General features: G+C 55.2%; 22 protein-coding genes. All 22 read left to right on the forward strand.

Annotation, left to right across the window (positions count from 1 at the left end; all coding sequences use genetic code 11):
- Positions 1-16 precede the first annotated feature (16 nt).
- Positions 17-4216 (forward strand): DNA-directed RNA polymerase subunit beta', encoded by a 4200-nt coding sequence (gene rpoC / locus AC1RDQ_RS17975; RefSeq protein ID WP_008053876.1) that lies wholly within the window; start codon positions 17-19, stop codon positions 4214-4216.
- A gap of 216 nt (positions 4217-4432) precedes the next feature.
- Complete coding sequence (gene rpsL, locus AC1RDQ_RS17980; RefSeq protein WP_003186084.1) at positions 4433-4804, forward strand: 30S ribosomal protein S12; 372 nt, start codon at positions 4433-4435, stop codon at positions 4802-4804.
- 108 nt (positions 4805-4912) lie between these two features.
- Positions 4913-5386 (forward strand): 30S ribosomal protein S7, encoded by a 474-nt coding sequence (rpsG, locus tag AC1RDQ_RS17985; protein ID WP_007994653.1) that lies wholly within the window; start codon positions 4913-4915, stop codon positions 5384-5386.
- Between the two features lie 30 nt (positions 5387-5416).
- Positions 5417-7522 (forward strand): elongation factor G, encoded by a 2106-nt coding sequence (gene fusA / locus AC1RDQ_RS17990; RefSeq protein ID WP_057713099.1) that lies wholly within the window; start codon positions 5417-5419, stop codon positions 7520-7522.
- 30 nt (positions 7523-7552) lie between these two features.
- Complete coding sequence (gene tuf, locus AC1RDQ_RS17995) at positions 7553-8746, forward strand: elongation factor Tu (RefSeq protein WP_008053875.1); 1194 nt, start codon at positions 7553-7555, stop codon at positions 8744-8746.
- A 157-nt stretch (positions 8747-8903) separates the two neighbouring features.
- On the forward strand, positions 8904-9215 hold the full coding sequence (gene rpsJ, locus AC1RDQ_RS18000; protein WP_003186070.1) for a 30S ribosomal protein S10: 312 nt from the start codon (positions 8904-8906) through the stop codon (positions 9213-9215).
- Between the two features lie 80 nt (positions 9216-9295).
- On the forward strand, positions 9296-9931 hold the full coding sequence (rplC, locus tag AC1RDQ_RS18005) for a 50S ribosomal protein L3 (protein ID WP_007955641.1): 636 nt from the start codon (positions 9296-9298) through the stop codon (positions 9929-9931).
- A 12-nt stretch (positions 9932-9943) separates the two neighbouring features.
- Positions 9944-10546: a 50S ribosomal protein L4 gene (gene rplD, locus AC1RDQ_RS18010; protein WP_003228735.1), complete on the forward strand. Its 603-nt coding sequence runs from the start codon at positions 9944-9946 to the stop codon at positions 10544-10546.
- Positions 10543-10842: a 50S ribosomal protein L23 gene (rplW, locus tag AC1RDQ_RS18015; protein WP_002555488.1), complete on the forward strand. Its 300-nt coding sequence runs from the start codon at positions 10543-10545 to the stop codon at positions 10840-10842. The genes rplD and rplW overlap by 4 nt, the downstream gene beginning before the upstream one ends.
- Before the next feature lie 14 nt (positions 10843-10856).
- The gene (gene rplB, locus AC1RDQ_RS18020) at positions 10857-11681 is read left to right on the forward strand and encodes a 50S ribosomal protein L2 (RefSeq protein WP_008018194.1); all 825 of its coding nucleotides are present in this window, start codon (positions 10857-10859) and stop codon (positions 11679-11681) included.
- Between the two features lie 16 nt (positions 11682-11697).
- Positions 11698-11973, forward strand: a complete 276-nt coding sequence (rpsS, locus tag AC1RDQ_RS18025) for a 30S ribosomal protein S19 (protein ID WP_002555486.1) — start codon at positions 11698-11700, stop codon at positions 11971-11973.
- A gap of 11 nt (positions 11974-11984) precedes the next feature.
- Complete coding sequence (gene rplV / locus AC1RDQ_RS18030; protein WP_003103908.1) at positions 11985-12317, forward strand: 50S ribosomal protein L22; 333 nt, start codon at positions 11985-11987, stop codon at positions 12315-12317.
- A gap of 13 nt (positions 12318-12330) precedes the next feature.
- Positions 12331-13017, forward strand: coding sequence for a 30S ribosomal protein S3 (gene rpsC / locus AC1RDQ_RS18035; protein WP_007970424.1), 687 nt, complete (start codon positions 12331-12333; stop codon positions 13015-13017).
- A gap of 12 nt (positions 13018-13029) precedes the next feature.
- Entirely contained in the window at positions 13030-13443 is a 414-nt protein-coding gene (gene rplP, locus AC1RDQ_RS18040; protein WP_003228729.1) for a 50S ribosomal protein L16, read from the forward strand.
- Entirely contained in the window at positions 13443-13634 is a 192-nt protein-coding gene (rpmC, locus tag AC1RDQ_RS18045) for a 50S ribosomal protein L29 (protein ID WP_002555481.1), read from the forward strand. The genes rplP and rpmC overlap by 1 nt, the downstream gene beginning before the upstream one ends.
- A gap of 2 nt (positions 13635-13636) precedes the next feature.
- Positions 13637-13903 carry a 30S ribosomal protein S17 gene (gene rpsQ, locus AC1RDQ_RS18050; protein WP_003176419.1) on the forward strand — a complete coding sequence of 89 codons (267 nt, stop codon included), beginning with the start codon at positions 13637-13639 and terminating at the stop codon, positions 13901-13903.
- Positions 13904-13926: 23 nt separating this feature from the next.
- The gene (gene rplN / locus AC1RDQ_RS18055; protein ID WP_002555479.1) at positions 13927-14295 is read left to right on the forward strand and encodes a 50S ribosomal protein L14; all 369 of its coding nucleotides are present in this window, start codon (positions 13927-13929) and stop codon (positions 14293-14295) included.
- A gap of 11 nt (positions 14296-14306) precedes the next feature.
- The gene (rplX, locus tag AC1RDQ_RS18060; RefSeq protein ID WP_003176416.1) at positions 14307-14621 is read left to right on the forward strand and encodes a 50S ribosomal protein L24; all 315 of its coding nucleotides are present in this window, start codon (positions 14307-14309) and stop codon (positions 14619-14621) included.
- A gap of 22 nt (positions 14622-14643) precedes the next feature.
- Positions 14644-15183 carry a 50S ribosomal protein L5 gene (rplE, locus tag AC1RDQ_RS18065; protein ID WP_003210069.1) on the forward strand — a complete coding sequence of 180 codons (540 nt, stop codon included), beginning with the start codon at positions 14644-14646 and terminating at the stop codon, positions 15181-15183.
- A 13-nt stretch (positions 15184-15196) separates the two neighbouring features.
- The gene (gene rpsN, locus AC1RDQ_RS18070; RefSeq protein ID WP_003176414.1) at positions 15197-15502 is read left to right on the forward strand and encodes a 30S ribosomal protein S14; all 306 of its coding nucleotides are present in this window, start codon (positions 15197-15199) and stop codon (positions 15500-15502) included.
- A 209-nt stretch (positions 15503-15711) separates the two neighbouring features.
- The gene (gene rpsH / locus AC1RDQ_RS18075) at positions 15712-16104 is read left to right on the forward strand and encodes a 30S ribosomal protein S8 (protein WP_003186040.1); all 393 of its coding nucleotides are present in this window, start codon (positions 15712-15714) and stop codon (positions 16102-16104) included.
- Between the two features lie 12 nt (positions 16105-16116).
- Positions 16117-16650 (forward strand): 50S ribosomal protein L6, encoded by a 534-nt coding sequence (gene rplF, locus AC1RDQ_RS18080; RefSeq protein WP_003176412.1) that lies wholly within the window; start codon positions 16117-16119, stop codon positions 16648-16650.
- The last annotated feature ends 10 nt before the right edge of the window (positions 16651-16660 follow it).

Consider the following 16660-nt stretch of genomic DNA (forward strand, 5'->3'; position numbering starts at 1 on the left):
GCCAGGAGGAAAGGCCTTGAAAGACCTACTGAATTTGCTGAAAAACCAGGGTCAAGTCGAAGAGTTCGACGCCATCCGTATCGGATTGGCATCGCCTGAGATGATCCGTTCGTGGTCGTTCGGTGAAGTTAAAAAGCCGGAAACCATCAACTACCGTACGTTCAAACCTGAGCGTGACGGCCTGTTCTGCGCCAAGATCTTTGGCCCGGTAAAGGATTACGAGTGCCTGTGCGGTAAGTACAAGCGCTTGAAGCACCGTGGTGTGATCTGCGAGAAGTGCGGCGTTGAAGTCGCGCTGGCAAAAGTTCGTCGTGAGCGCATGGCGCACATCGAACTGGCCTCGCCAGTTGCCCACATCTGGTTCCTGAAATCGCTGCCGTCCCGTATCGGCTTGCTGATGGACATGACCCTGCGTGATATCGAACGCGTTCTCTACTTCGAGAGCTATGTCGTTATCGATCCAGGCATGACCACCCTTGAAAAAGGTCAGCTGCTCAACGACGAGCAGTACTTCGAAGCGCTGGAAGAGTTCGGCGACGATTTCGATGCCCGCATGGGTGCCGAAGCTGTCCGCGAACTGCTGCACGCTATCGACCTGGAGCACGAGATTGGCCGTCTGCGTGAAGAGATTCCGCAAACCAACTCCGAAACCAAGATCAAGAAGCTGTCCAAGCGTCTGAAGTTGATGGAAGCCTTCCAGGGTTCCGGCAACCTGCCAGAGTGGATGGTGCTGACCGTTCTGCCGGTTCTGCCGCCAGATCTGCGTCCACTGGTCCCGCTGGATGGCGGTCGCTTCGCGACTTCCGACCTCAACGATCTGTATCGTCGAGTGATCAACCGTAACAACCGCTTGAAGCGCCTGCTGGATCTGTCCGCTCCGGACATCATCGTGCGCAACGAAAAGCGTATGTTGCAGGAAGCCGTCGACGCACTGCTCGACAACGGTCGTCGTGGCCGCGCTATCACCGGTTCCAACAAGCGTCCTCTGAAATCCCTGGCTGACATGATCAAGGGTAAACAGGGTCGTTTCCGTCAGAACTTGCTCGGTAAGCGTGTTGACTACTCCGGCCGTTCGGTAATTACCGTAGGTCCGACCCTGCGTCTGCACCAGTGCGGTCTGCCGAAGAAAATGGCTCTCGAGCTGTTCAAGCCGTTCATTTTCGGCAAGCTTGAAATGCGTGGTCTCGCTACCACCATCAAGGCTGCCAAGAAGATGGTCGAGCGCGAACTGCCAGAGGTTTGGGACGTTCTCGCTGAAGTGATTCGCGAACACCCGGTTCTTCTCAACCGTGCACCGACTCTTCACCGTCTGGGTATCCAGGCGTTTGAACCGGTACTGATCGAAGGTAAGGCTATCCAGCTGCACCCTCTGGTCTGCGCCGCGTACAACGCCGACTTCGACGGCGACCAAATGGCCGTGCACGTACCGCTGACTCTGGAAGCCCAGCTCGAAGCGCGTGCGTTGATGATGTCGACCAACAACATTCTGTCGCCAGCCAACGGTGAGCCAATCATCGTTCCGTCGCAGGACGTTGTATTGGGTCTGTACTACATGACTCGTGAAGCGATCAACGCCAAGGGCGAAGGTCGTGTGTTCGCGGATCTGCAGGAAGTTGACCGTGTGTTCCGTGCCGGCGAAGCCGCACTGCACGCCAAGGTCAAGGTGCGGATCAACGAAACCGTCAACGACCGTGATGGCGGCAGCGTGACCAACACCCGTATCGTCGACACCACTGTCGGCCGTGCGCTGCTGTTCCAGGTTGTGCCAAAAGGTCTGTCGTACGACGTCGTCAACCTGCCGATGAAGAAAAAGGCGATCTCCAAGCTGATCAACCAGTGCTACCGCGTGGTTGGTCTGAAAGAGACCGTGATCTTCGCTGACCAGTTGATGTACACCGGTTTTGCCTATTCGACCATTTCCGGCGTTTCCATCGGTGTTAACGACTTCGTTATCCCGGACGAAAAAGCCCGCATCATCGGTGCAGCCACCGACGAAGTGAAAGAGATCGAAAGTCAGTACGCCTCCGGCCTGGTAACCCAGGGCGAGAAGTACAACAAAGTGATCGACCTTTGGTCCAAGGCGAACGACGAAGTTTCCAAGGCGATGATGGCTAACCTCTCGAAAGAGAAAGTCATCGACCGTCATGGCGTCGAAGTCGACCAAGAGTCTTTCAACTCGATGTACATGATGGCCGACTCGGGTGCGCGGGGTTCCGCAGCACAGATTCGTCAGCTGGCCGGTATGCGTGGCCTGATGGCCAAGCCGGACGGTTCCATCATTGAAACGCCGATTACTGCGAACTTCCGTGAAGGTTTGAGCGTACTCCAGTACTTCATCTCCACTCACGGTGCTCGTAAAGGTCTGGCGGATACCGCGTTGAAAACGGCGAACTCGGGTTATCTGACTCGTCGTCTGGTAGACGTGGCGCAGGATCTGGTTGTAACCGAGATCGATTGCGGCACCGAACACGGTCTGCTGATGACTCCGCACATTGAAGGCGGTGACGTTGTAGAGCCGCTGGGTGAGCGCGTATTGGGTCGAGTTATCGCCCGTGACGTATTCAAGCCAGGTACCGAGGACGTCATCGTTCCTGCCGGCACTCTGGTAGACGAGAAGTGGGTCGAGTTCATCGAGCTGAACAGCATCGACGAAGTGATCGTGCGTTCGCCGATCAGCTGCGAAACCCGTTTCGGTATTTGCGCCAAGTGCTACGGTCGCGATCTGGCTCGTGGTCACCAGGTGAACATCGGTGAAGCGGTCGGCGTTATCGCTGCCCAGTCCATCGGTGAGCCGGGTACCCAGCTGACGATGCGTACGTTCCACATCGGTGGTGCGGCAAGCCGGACCTCCGCAGCCGACAGCGTTCAGGTGAAGAATGGCGGTACCGTCCGTCTGCACAACCTGAAGCATGTTGAGCGAGTGGATGGTCACCTGGTTGCCGTGTCCCGTTCCGGTGAGCTGGCCATCGCTGATGACTTCGGTCGTGAGCGTGAGCGTTACAAGCTGCCGTACGGTGCCGTGATTTCGGTTAAAGAAGGTGACAAGGTCGAAGCTGGCGCCATCGTGGCCAAGTGGGATCCGCACACTCACCCGATCGTTACCGAAATGAAAGGTACCGTGACCTACGTGGGCATGGAAGAAGGCATCACGATCAAGCGTCAGACTGACGAATTGACCGGTATGACCAACATTGAAGTACTCGACGCCAAAGATCGTCCAGCTGCCGGTAAAGACATCCGTCCTGCCGTGAAGATGGTCGACGACAACGGCAAGGATCTGTTGCTGCCAGGCACTGACGTTATCGCTCAGTACTTCCTGCCAGCCAACGCCCTGGTCGGTGTAGCGGATGGTGCGAAGATCGCGATCGGTGATGTTATCGCTCGTATCCCGCAAGAGACTTCGAAAACTCGAGACATCACCGGTGGTCTGCCGCGTGTTGCCGACTTGTTCGAAGCCCGTCGTCCGAAAGAAGCGTCGATTCTGGCTGAAGTCAGCGGCACCATCGCGTTCGGTAAAGAGACCAAGGGCAAGCGCCGTCTGGTTATCACCCCGAACGACGGTAGCGATCCGTACGAAGAGCTGATTCCGAAGTGGCGTCACCTGAACGTGTTCGAAGGCGAACAGGTAAACCGCGGCGAAGTTATCTCCGACGGTCCGAGCGATCCACACGACATCCTGCGTCTGCTGGGTGTGAGTGCGCTGGCCAAGTACATCGTCAACGAGATCCAGGACGTTTACCGTCTGCAAGGCGTGAAGATCAACGACAAGCACATCGAGACCATCCTGCGTCAGATGCTGCGTAAAGTTGAGATCGCTGAATCCGGCGATTCCAGTTTCATCAAGGGCGACCAGATGGAATTGACTCACGTACTGGTAGAGAACGAGCGTCTGAGCGGCGAAGACAAGTTTGTCTCCAAGTTCACTCGTGTTCTGCTGGGTATCACCAAGGCGTCGTTGTCCACCGAATCGTTCATCTCGGCGGCTTCCTTCCAGGAAACCACTCGCGTACTGACCGAAGCGGCGGTAACCGGCAAGCGCGATTACCTGCGCGGCCTGAAAGAAAACGTGGTCGTGGGTCGTCTGATCCCGGCCGGTACCGGCCTGGCTTATCACAGCGAGCGTAAGCGCCGCCGTGATGCAGACAAGCCGTTGCGCGTCAGCGCCAGTGAAGTGGAAGCTGCACTGACCGAAGCGCTGAACTCGAGCGGTAACTGAGTTCTGCGGTAAATGAGTGTGAGGCCCTGGTCACTCCGTTCATCGAATCGAGACAAATTGTCGAGATTGGATGAGCGGGGAGGGCGGGGCCTTGCCTTGACTGGGGACAAGATCCTCTTTAGACTCTTGTACCCCTAAATTTGGCGGGAACTCGTTCCTGCCATTTTGCTTTTCTTGCAAGACAATAGCGTCGCAAGACAACAGTGGAGCTAGTAGATGGCAACTATCAACCAGCTGGTACGTCAGCCGCGTAAGCGTATCGTCGAGAAATCCGACGTGCCTGCGCTGCAGAACTGCCCGCAACGCCGTGGCGTGTGCACCCGTGTGTACACCACCACGCCGAAAAAACCTAACTCGGCACTGCGTAAAGTATGCCGTGTGCGCCTGACCAACGGTTTCGAGGTTTCCTCGTACATCGGCGGTGAAGGCCACAACCTGCAAGAGCACAGCGTGGTACTGATCCGCGGCGGTCGTGTAAAAGACTTGCCAGGTGTTCGTTACCACACCGTTCGCGGTTCGTTGGATACTTCCGGTGTTAAAGGTCGTAACCAGGGTCGTTCGAAGTACGGTACCAAGCGTCCGAAGTAATCGGCCGTTTTGCAGTTTTTCATTTTATTGAGTCGATAAGAGTAAGGTCGGGCACGCATCCATAGGAGCTGTCCCGGGCTAACCTGAAGACCGTTTGAGGGCTTATCAATGCCAAGACGTCGCGTAGCAGCCAAGCGTGAGATTCTGGACGATCCGAAATACGGAAGCCAAATCCTCGCCAAATTCATGAACCACGTAATGGAAAGCGGCAAGAAAGCCGTTGCCGAGCGTATCGTTTATGGTGCCCTGGATACCGTGAAGGCTCGTAAGGCCGGCACCGATCCCCTGGAACTCTTCGAAAAAGCACTCGACGCCATCGCTCCGCTGGTCGAAGTGAAGTCGCGCCGCGTTGGTGGTGCTACTTACCAGGTTCCGGTCGAGGTTCGTCCTTCCCGTCGTAACGCTCTGGCAATGCGCTGGTTGGTAGACTACGCCCGCAAGCGCGGCGAGAAGTCTATGGCTCTGCGTTTGGCTGGCGAACTGTTGGACGCTGCCGAAGGTAAAGGTGCTGCAGTTAAGAAGCGTGAAGACGTTCACCGTATGGCTGAAGCCAACAAGGCTTTCTCGCACTACCGCTTCTAATTTTAGCGTCACTAATTTTGCGAGGGCTTTATGGCTCGTACAACACCGATTAATCGCTACCGTAACATTGGTATCGTTGCACACGTGGATGCTGGTAAAACCACCACCACTGAGCGCGTCCTTTTTTACACTGGCAAAAGTCACAAAATGGGCGAGGTGCATGACGGCGCCGCGACCACAGACTGGATGGTGCAGGAGCAGGAGCGTGGTATTACCATTACTTCTGCTGCCATTACCGCCTTCTGGCAGGGTTCCGCCAAGCAGCACAAAGACCAGTACCGTTTCAACGTCATCGATACCCCGGGCCACGTAGACTTCACCATTGAAGTTGAACGTTCCCTGCGTGTACTCGACGGCGCGGTCGTTGTGTTCTGCGGTACTTCCGGCGTTGAGCCTCAGTCCGAAACCGTATGGCGTCAAGCCAACAAGTACGGTGTTCCACGTATCGTTTACGTGAACAAGATGGACCGTGCCGGTGCGAACTTCCTGCGCGTGATCGCTCAGATCAAGCAGCGTCTGGGTCACACTCCGGTGCCTATCCAGCTGGCTATCGGTTCCGAGGACAACTTCCAGGGTCAGATCGATCTGATGACCATGGAAGCCGTTTACTGGAACGATGCCGACAAGGGTATGACCCCTCGTCGTGAAGCCATCCCTGCTGAATTGCAGGAACTGGCTGAAGAGTGGCGCAACAACATGGTTGAGGCTGCGGCCGAGGCCAGCGAAGAGCTGATGAACAAGTACCTTGAGGGTGAAGAACTCACCGTCGAGGAAATCAAGGGTGCTCTGCGTCAGCGTACTATCGCTGGTGAGATCGTTCTGGCTGTTTGCGGTTCTTCCTTCAAGAACAAGGGTGTTCCCCTGGTTCTCGACGCCGTTATCGACTACCTGCCGGCTCCAACCGACATTCCTGCCATCAAGGGTACTGACCCGGATGACGAGGAAAAGCAGATGGAGCGTCATGCAGACGACAACGAGCCGTTCTCGGCTCTGGCGTTCAAGATCGCTACCGACCCATTCGTGGGTACCTTGACTTTCGTCCGTGTTTACTCGGGCGTGTTGGCCTCCGGCGACGGCGTGATCAACTCGGTCAAAGGCAAGAAAGAGCGCGTGGGTCGTATGGTGCAAATGCACGCAAACGCCCGTGAAGAGATCAAGGAAGTACGCGCTGGTGACATCGCGGCCCTGATCGGCATGAAGGACGTCACCACTGGTGAAACCTTGTGCAACGCTGACAAGCCAATCATCCTGGTTCGCATGGACTTCCCGGAGCCGGTTATTTCGGTTGCCGTAGAGCCTAAGACCAAGGATGACCAGGAAAAAATGGGTATCGCTCTGGGCAAACTTGCTCAGGAAGACCCGTCTTTCCGCGTCAAGACTGATGAAGAGACTGGTCAAACGATCATCTCTGGCATGGGCGAGTTGCACCTGGACATCCTGGTTGACCGGATGCGCCGTGAGTTCAACGTCGAAGCCAACATCGGTAAGCCTCAGGTTTCGTATCGTGAGCGCATCACGAAGAATTGCGAAATCGAAGGCAAGTTCGTTCGTCAGTCCGGCGGTCGTGGCCAGTTCGGCCATTGCTGGATCCGTTTTGCTCCTGCTGACGAAGGTCAGGAAGGTCTGCAATTCGTGAACGAAGTAGTGGGTGGTGTGGTTCCTAAGGAATACATCCCGGCTATCCAGAAGGGTATCGAAGAGCAGATGAAGAACGGCGTAGTTGCCGGCTATCCGCTGATCGGCCTGAAGGCTACCGTGTTTGATGGTTCTTACCACGACGTCGACTCGAACGAGATGGCGTTTAAGGTGGCTGCTTCCATGGCGACCAAGCAACTGGCCCAGAAGGGCGGTGGTGAGTTGCTCGAGCCGATCATGGCGGTAGAGGTTGTTACGCCTGAAGACTATATGGGTGACGTGATGGGCGACCTTAACCGTCGTCGCGGCATGATTCTGGGTATGGAAGACACGGTCTCCGGTAAGGTGATCCGTGCTGAAGTTCCGTTGGGCGAGATGTTCGGTTATGCGACCGACGTTCGTTCGATGTCTCAGGGTCGCGCAAGCTACTCTATGGAATTCAAAAAATACAATACAGCTCCGTCGCACATCGTCGAAACTGTAACCAAAAAACAAGGCTGATTCAGTCCTTTAGGCAAGGAGTTAATTGTCGTGGCTAAAGAAAAATTTGATCGTTCCCTACCGCACGTCAACGTTGGCACCATCGGTCACGTTGACCACGGTAAAACCACTCTGACCGCAGCTCTGACTCGCGTTTGCTCCGAAGTTTTCGGTTCCGCAATCGTTGATTTCGATAAAATCGACAGCGCGCCAGAAGAAAAAGCTCGTGGTATCACCATCAACACCGCGCACGTCGAGTACAACTCGAAGATCCGTCACTACGCTCACGTTGACTGCCCAGGTCACGCTGACTATGTGAAGAACATGATCACCGGTGCTGCCCAGATGGACGGCGCGATCCTGGTTTGCTCGGCCGCTGATGGTCCGATGCCACAAACCCGTGAGCACATCCTGCTGTCCCGTCAGGTAGGCGTTCCGTACATCGTGGTTTTCCTGAACAAGGCTGACCTGGTAGACGACGCTGAGCTGCTGGAACTGGTCGAGATGGAAGTTCGCGACCTGCTGTCCACCTACGACTTCCCGGGCGATGACACTCCAATCATCATCGGTTCGGCTCGTATGGCGCTGGAAGGCAAAGACGACAACGAAATGGGCACCACTGCCGTTCGTAAACTGGTTGAAACCCTGGACAGCTACATCCCAGAACCAGAGCGTGCTATCGACAAGCCATTCCTGATGCCAATCGAAGACGTATTCTCGATCTCGGGTCGTGGTACTGTTGTGACTGGTCGTATCGAGCGCGGTATCGTTCGCGTTCAAGATGCACTGGAAATCGTTGGTCTGCGTGACACCACCACCACCACCTGCACCGGTGTTGAAATGTTCCGCAAGCTGCTCGACGAAGGTCGTGCTGGCGAGAACTGCGGCGTTCTGCTGCGTGGTACCAAGCGTGACGACGTTGAGCGTGGCCAGGTTCTGGTTAAGCCAGGTTCGGTTAAGCCGCACACCAAGTTCACCGCAGAAGTTTACGTTCTGAGCAAGGAAGAAGGCGGTCGTCACACTCCGTTCTTCAAAGGCTACCGTCCACAGTTCTACTTCCGTACTACTGACGTGACTGGTAACTGCCAGCTGCCAGAAGGCGTTGAAATGGTAATGCCAGGTGACAACATCCAGATGGAAGTTACCCTGATCAAGACCATCGCAATGGAAGACGGCCTGCGTTTCGCTATCCGTGAAGGCGGTCGTACCGTCGGCGCTGGCGTCGTAGCCAAAATCATCGAGTAAGCATCTCTTTTGAGATAGCTTCGATGCTTTGAAAGGCCCCCGCTCAGCGGGGGCTTTTTTATTGGGTTGACACCCATCTGGGGCGTCTATAGAATTGCGCCTCCTTTTAACGGGCGTATTGCGCCCGGTGGGAATAGCAGCCGGAGTCTGAAATCCAATGCAAAATCAGCAAATCCGTATCAGGTTGAAGGCTTTCGACCATCGCCTGATCGACCAATCAACCCAGGAAATCGTGGAAACCGCGAAACGTACTGGTGCTCAAGTGCGTGGTCCAATTCCACTGCCTACCCGTAAAGAGCGGTTCACCGTTCTGGTCTCCCCGCACGTCAACAAAGACGCGCGTGACCAGTACGAGATCCGTACTCATAAGCGTGTTCTGGACATCGTCCAGCCAACGGATAAAACCGTTGATGCTCTTATGAAGCTTGATCTTGCGGCCGGTGTGGAAGTGCAGATCAGCCTCGGCTAAGACTCGGTCTTAGTCGTGTAACGCTCTGAAATGGGCGGCCATAGCGGGTGAAAGCCCCGTACACTCATGAGGTTTACAACATGACTATTGGTGTAGTCGGTCGTAAAGCGGGTATGACCCGTATTTTCACCGAAGAAGGTGTCTCCATTCCGGTCACGGTCATTGAGATCGAACCGAATCGCGTCACCCAGTTCAAAACTGAAGAGACCGATGGCTATCGTGCAGTGCAAGTCACTGTCGGCGAGCGTCGTGCTTCGCGTGTAACAGCAGCTCAGGCTGGCCACTTCGCTAAAGCGAACGTTGCCGCTGGTCGTACCGTAATGGAATTCCGCCTTGAAGAAGGCGAGTACCAGGCCGGCGATCTGATCAACGCTGAAATCTTCGCCGCTGGTCAACTGGTTGATGTAACCGGTCAGTCCAAGGGTAAAGGCTTCCAGGGTACGATCAAGCGTTGGAATTTCCGCGGGCAAGATAACACCCACGGTAACTCCGTATCCCACCGCGTTCCAGGCTCTATCGGCCAGTGCCAGACTCCTGGTCGTGTATTCAAGGGCAAAAAAATGTCCGGTCATATGGGCGCTGAGCGCGTGACCGTGCAGTCCCTCGAAGTAGTGCGCGTGGACGCTGAACGCAATCTGTTGTTGGTCAAGGGCGCTGTTCCTGGCGCTACTGGCGGCAACTTGGTTGTACGTCCAGCAGCCAAGGCTCGCGGTTAAGGGGAAGCTGACATGCAATTAAATGTAAATGACGCTCAAGCGATCGAAGTTTCCGAACTGACATTTGGCGGCGAATTCAACGAGACGCTGGTTCACCAAGCAGTCGTAGCCTACATGGCTGGCGGTCGTCAGGGTTCCAAGCAGCAAAAGACCCGTTCCGACGTTCGTGGTGGCGGTAAGCGCCCATGGCGTCAGAAAGGTACTGGCCGTGCTCGTGCCGGTACTATCCGTAGCCCAATCTGGCGTGGCGGCGGTACCACTTTCGCAGCTCGTCCTCAGGATCACTCCCAGAAGCTGAACAAGAAGATGTACCGCGCAGCAATGCGTTCCATCCTTGCTGAGCTGGTGCGTACTGATCGTCTGGTCGTGGTTCAGGATTTCGCCGTTGAAACGCCGAAAACCAAAGACCTGCTGGGCAAACTGAACAACATGAGCCTGACCGACGTTCTGATCGTGTCCGACGCTGTTGATCAGAACCTGTACCTGGCTGCTCGTAACCTGCCACACGTAGATGTACGTGACGTGCAAGGTTCCGATCCAGTTAGTCTGATCGCATACGACAAGGTGTTGATCACCGTGTCGGCCGTGAAGAAATTCGAGGAGCTGCTGGGATGAACCAGGAACGCGTATTTAAAGTTCTGCTTGGCCCGCACGTTTCCGAGAAGGCTACGGTTCTGGCAGACAAGAAAGGCCAGTTCGTTTTCAAGGTTGCTACCGACGCAACCAAGCTGGAAATCAAGAAGGCCGTCGAAAGCCTGTTCAGCGTGAAAGTAGAGCGTGTTACTACCCTGAATGTTCTGGGTAAGAGCAAGCGCACTGCTCGCGGTCTGGGCAAGCGTAATGACTGGAAGAAGGCAGTTATCTCCCTTCAGCCAGGCCAAGATCTCGATTTCAGCAGCAGTGCTGAGTAAGGAAGGGGTGCATCATGGCAATCGTTAAATGCAAACCGACTTCCCCTGGCCGCCGTTTTGTGGTCAAGGTGGTCAACCAGGAGCTGCATAAAGGCGCTCCTCACGCACCGCTGCTCGAGAAGAAATCGAAGACTGGTGGTCGTAACAACAATGGCCGTATTACCACTCGTCACATCGGTGGTGGTCATAAGCAGCATTACCGTATGGTCGATTTCCGTCGCAACGACAAAGATGGCATCGTCGCCACTGTCGAGCGTATCGAATACGATCCAAACCGTACTGCTCACATCGCACTGCTCTGCTACGCAGACGGCGAGCGCCGCTACATCATCGCCCCTAAAGGCGTGAGTGCTGGCGACACGCTGATCGCAGGCGCTCTGGCTCCAATCAAGCCAGGTAACGCTCTGCAACTGCGCAACATTCCAGTCGGTTCTACCGTACACGGCATCGAACTGAAGCCAGGTAAAGGCGCACAGATCGCTCGTTCCGCTGGTGCTTCGGCTCAGCTGATCGCTCGTGAAGGCGTGTACGTTACCCTGCGTCTGCGTTCCGGTGAAATGCGTAAAGTCCTGGCTGAATGCCGTGCGACCCTGGGCGAAGTCTCGAACTCCGAGCACAGCCTGCGTTCGCTGGGTAAAGCTGGTGCCAAACGCTGGCGTGGCGTTCGCCCAACCGTTCGTGGTGTTGCCATGAACCCGGTTGACCACCCACATGGTGGTGGTGAAGGTCGTACCTCTGGTGGTCGTCATCCGGTATCGCCATGGGGCTTCCCGACTAAGGGCGCGAAGACTCGTGGTAATAAGCGTACCGACAAAATGATCGTCCGTCGTCGCAAGTAAATAGAGGGATACGACAGTGCCACGTTCTCTGAAAAAAGGTCCTTTTATCGATCTTCACCTACTGAAGAAGATCGAAGTGGCGGCGGAAAAGAACGATCGCAAACCGGTGAAAACCTGGTCGCGTCGTTCGATGATCCTGCCACAAATGGTCGGTCTGACCATCGCAGTACACAACGGTCGTCAGCACGTCCCAGTTCTCGTGAACGAAGACATGGTCGGCCACAAACTGGGCGAGTTCGCCGGTACCCGCACTTATCGCGGGCACGTGGCAGACAAGAAAGCCAAGCGTTAAGGGGTTAGGAAATGGAAGTAGCCGCTAAGTTGTCGGGCGCTCGAATCTCCGCCCAGAAAGCCCGCTTGGTCGCCGACCAGATCCGCGGGAAGAAGGTGGGCGAAGCGCTCAACCTGTTGGCTTTCAGCAGTAAGAAAGCCGCCGAGATCATGAAGAAAGTGCTGGAGTCGGCCGTAGCCAACGCCGAGCATAACGAAGGCGCAGACGTTGATGACCTGAAGGTCAGCACTGTTTTCGTCAACGAAGGGCGTTCGCTGAAGCGCATCATGCCACGTGCCAAAGGCCGTGCTGATCGCATCGTCAAGCGGTCTTGCCATATCACTGTCAAGGTTGCTGACAAGTAACGGAGTCGAAGAGATGGGTCAGAAAGTACATCCCATTGGCATTCGCCTGGGAATCGTCAAGGAGCACACCTCCGTCTGGTACGCAGACGGTCGGACTTATGCGGACTATTTGCTCGCAGATCTGAATGTGCGTGAGTACCTCCAAGACAAACTAAAAAGCGCGTCCGTAAGCCGTATCGATATCCATCGTCCGGCCCAAACTGCACGCATCACCATCCACACCGCTCGTCCAGGTATCGTTATCGGGAAGAAAGGTGAAGATGTTGAGAAACTGCGTCAGGACCTGACCAAGCAAATGGGTGTGCCTGTGCACATCAATATCGAAGAGATCCGCAAGCCGGAGCTCGACGGTATGCTGGTTGCGCAGAGCGTAGCTCAGCAGCTGGAGCGTCGCGTAATGTTCCGTCGCGCTATGAAGCGCGCAGTACAGAACGCCATGCGCATTGGTGCCAAAGGCATCAAAATCCAAGTGAGCGGTCGTCTCGGCGGTGCTGAAATCGCACGTACTGAATGGTATCGCGAAGGTCGTGTGCCATTGCACACCCTGCGTGCCGACATCGACTATGCCAACTACGAAGCTCACACCACTTACGGTGTGATCGGTGTAAAGGTTTGGATCTTCAAAGGCGAAGTAATTGGTGGTCGCCAAGAAGAACTGAAACCACAAGCACCAGCGCCTCGTAAAAAAGCTGCTAAGTAAGGGGTACGCCAAATGTTGCAACCAAAGCGTACGAAGTTCCGCAAGCAGATGACTGGTCACAACCGTGGCCTGGCATTGCGCGGTAGCAAAGTCAGCTTCGGCGAGTTCGCGCTGAAGTCTGTTGCTCGTGGTCGTCTCACCGCTCGTCAGATCGAGTCAGCGCGTCGTGCTCTGACCCGTCACGTAAAACGTGGCGGCAAGATCTGGATCCGTGTATTCCCGGACAAGCCGATCTCCAAAAAGCCTCTCGAGGTTCGGATGGGTAAAGGTAAGGGTAACGTGGAATACTGGGTTGCCCAGATTCAGCCAGGCAAAGTCCTGTATGAAATCGAGGGTGTTTCTGAAGAGCTGGCGCGTGAGGCTTTCGCCCTGGCTGCTGCAAAGCTGCCGCTCGCCACCTCCTTTGTTAAACGGACGGTGATGTGATGAAAGCGAATGAACTTCGTGAAAAATCCGCACAGCAGCTGAACGAGCAACTGCTCGGCCTGCTGCGCGACCAGTTCAATCTGCGTATGCAGAAAGCAACTGGCCAGTTGGGGCAGTCTCATCTGCTCTCGCAAGTTAAGCGTGACATCGCTCGCGTGAAGACTGTGCTCAACCAGCAGGCAGGTAAGTAATCATGGCTGAAGCCGAAAAAACTGTCCGTACGCTGACTGGCCGTGTTGTCAGCGACAAGATGGACAAAACCATCACCGTTCTGATCGAGCGTCGCGTTAAGCACCCGATCTACGGTAAATACGTTAAGCGTTCGACTAAGCTGCACGCGCACGACGAAACCAATCAGTGCCACATCGGCGACAAAGTCACTATTCGTGAAACTCGTCCTTTGGCCAAGACCAAGTCTTGGGCGCTGGTTGATGTTCTCGAACGCGCTGTGGAAGTCTAAGGACTAGGGGTCGGAGAAATTATATGATTCAGACTCAATCCATGCTCGATGTGGCCGATAACAGCGGCGCTCGCCGCGTTATGTGCATCAAGGTGCTGGGTGGCTCCCATCGTCGTTACGCTGGTATCGGTGACATCATCAAGGTTACCGTCAAGGAAGCAATTCCTCGCGGTAAAGTGAAAAAAGGCCAAGTGATGACTGCTGTTGTAGTCCGCACTCGTCACGGCGTACGTCGTGCTGATGGCTCCATTATCCGCTTTGATGGCAACGCTGCTGTTCTGTTGAACAACAAGCAAGAGCCGATCGGCACCCGTATCTTTGGGCCAGTGACCCGTGAACTTCGTACTGAGAAGTTCATGAAGATCGTCTCGCTCGCCCCAGAAGTGCTGTAAGGAGATCCGACATGCAAAAGATTCGTCGTGACGACGAGATCATCGTGATCGCCGGCAAAGACAAAGGTAAGCGCGGTAAGGTGCTTAAGGTTCTCGCTAACAACCGTTTGGTTATTGGTGGTCTGAACCTGGTCAAGCGTCATACCAAGCCTAACCCGATGTCGGGCGTGCAGGGCGGTATCGTCGAAAAAGAAGCTCCACTGGATGCTTCTAACGTCGCCATTTTCAACGGCGAAACCAACAAGGCTGACCGCGTTGGTTTCAAAGTAGAAGACGGCAAGAAAATTCGTGTCTTCAAGTCGACCCAAAAAGCGGTTGATGCTTGAACACTGCTAGGTAGATGAGACCATGGCACGACTAAAAGAGATTTACCGGAAGGAAATTGCTCCGAAACTTAAGGAAGAACTTAAGCTTTCGAACGTGATGGAAGTTCCGCGCGTTACCAAAATCACCCTGAACATGGGTCTGGGCGAAGCGATCGGCGACAAAAAAGTCATCGAGCACGCTGTTGCTGACCTGGAAAAGATCACCGGCCAGAAAGTCGTTGTGACCTACGCTCGCAAATCCATCGCTGGCTTTAAAGTCCGTGAAGGTTGGCCGATCGGCGTCAAAGTGACCCTGCGCCGTGAGCGTATGTACGAGTTCCTGGATCGTCTGCTGTCGATCTCCCTGCCTCGGGTTCGCGACTTCCGCGGCCTGAATGCCAAGTCCTTCGATGGTCGTGGCAACTACAGCATGGGCGTGAAAGAGCAGATCATCTTCCCGGAAATCGACTACGACAAGATCGATGCTCTCCGCGGTCTGGACATCACCCTGACCACCACTGCCAAGAACGATGATGAAGGCCGCGCTCTGCTGCGTGCGTTCAAATTCCCGTTCCGCAACTGATTGGAGTAGGACCATGGCCAAGATGAGCATGAAAAACCGCGAGCTGAAGCGTCAGCTCACGGTTGCCAAGTACGCCAAGAAGCGTGCAGCACTGAAAGCTATCATCGTTGATCTGAACGCAAGTCCAGAAGCGCGTTGGGAAGCTACAGTAGCCCTGCAGAAGCAGCCACGTGACGCAAGCGCTTCGCGCATGCGTAACCGCTGCCGCCTGACCGGTCGTCCACACGGCGTTTACCGCAAGTTCGGCCTCGGCCGTAACAAGCTGCGTGAAGCTGCCATGCGTGGTGACGTACCGGGTCTGGTTAAAGCCAGCTGGTAAGTACTGTCAAAGTCTCGGTGTCCAGGATCGCAAGATCCTGACCACCGGTGGCCTTGAATCTGGATCAAGCCCCTTTTGGGGCTTGATTCATTTCCGGGGTGTGTCTAGAATACCCGGCTCGCCTGAGCCCGTGTTTTTCATGCTCGGAGATTCTCGGCGACACGTAATAGCCGCAAGGCTAATTTTTTTGTATTAGGAGCGTCTAGCCCATGAGTATGCAGGACCCGTTAGCGGACATGCTAACTCGTATCCGTAATGCCCAGATGGCTGAAAAGTCCGTCGTAAGCATGCCATCTTCCACGTTGAAGGTAGCTGTTGCCAAAGTCCTGAAGGACGAAGGTTACATTGCGGGTTATCAGATCAGCAGCGAAATCAAACCACTGCTGTCCATCGAGCTGAAGTACTTCGAAGGCCGTCCGGTTATCGAAGAAGTGAAGCGCGTTAGCCGTCCAGGCCTGCGTCAGTACAAGTCCGTCGATGATCTGCCAAAAGTTCGTGGCGGTCTCGGTGTGTCTATCGTCTCCACCAACAAGGGTGTGATGACTGATCGTGCTGCGCGCGCTGCCGGTGTCGGCGGCGAAGTTCTTTGCACTGTGTTCTAAGGGGGGATAAGCATGTCTCGCGTCGCTAAGAACCCCGTTAAGCTGCCAGCCGGTGTCGAAGTAAAATTCGCAGGCCAACAGCTTTCGGTGAAGGGTGCCAAGGGCACTCTCGAACTGAACATCCACTCGTCCGTTGAGATCGTTGAAGAAGCTGGTGAGCTGCGTTTCGCTGCTCGCAATGGCGATCAACAGACTCGCGCGATGGCTGGTACCACTCGTGCGTTGGTAAACAACATGGTCCAGGGCGTAAGCCAAGGCTTCGAGCGCAAGCTCCAGCTGGTCGGTGTTGGTTACAAAGCGCAAGCAAAAGGCACAGTGCTGAACCTGGCTCTTGGCTTCTCGCACCCAGTGGATTACGAACTGCCGGAAGGCATCACCGCTGAGACTCCTAGCCAGACCGATATCCTGATCAAGGGCATCGACAAGCAGCTGGTAGGTCAAGTGGCCGCCGAGATCCGCGACTTCCGTCCACCAGAGCCGTACAAAGGCAAAGGTGTGCGCTACGCGGACGAAGTCGTCCGTCGTAAAGAAGCCAAGAAGAAGTAGGGCATAGCAA

This window comes from Pseudomonas sp. GW823-FHT02E01 (assembly GCF_058797535.1).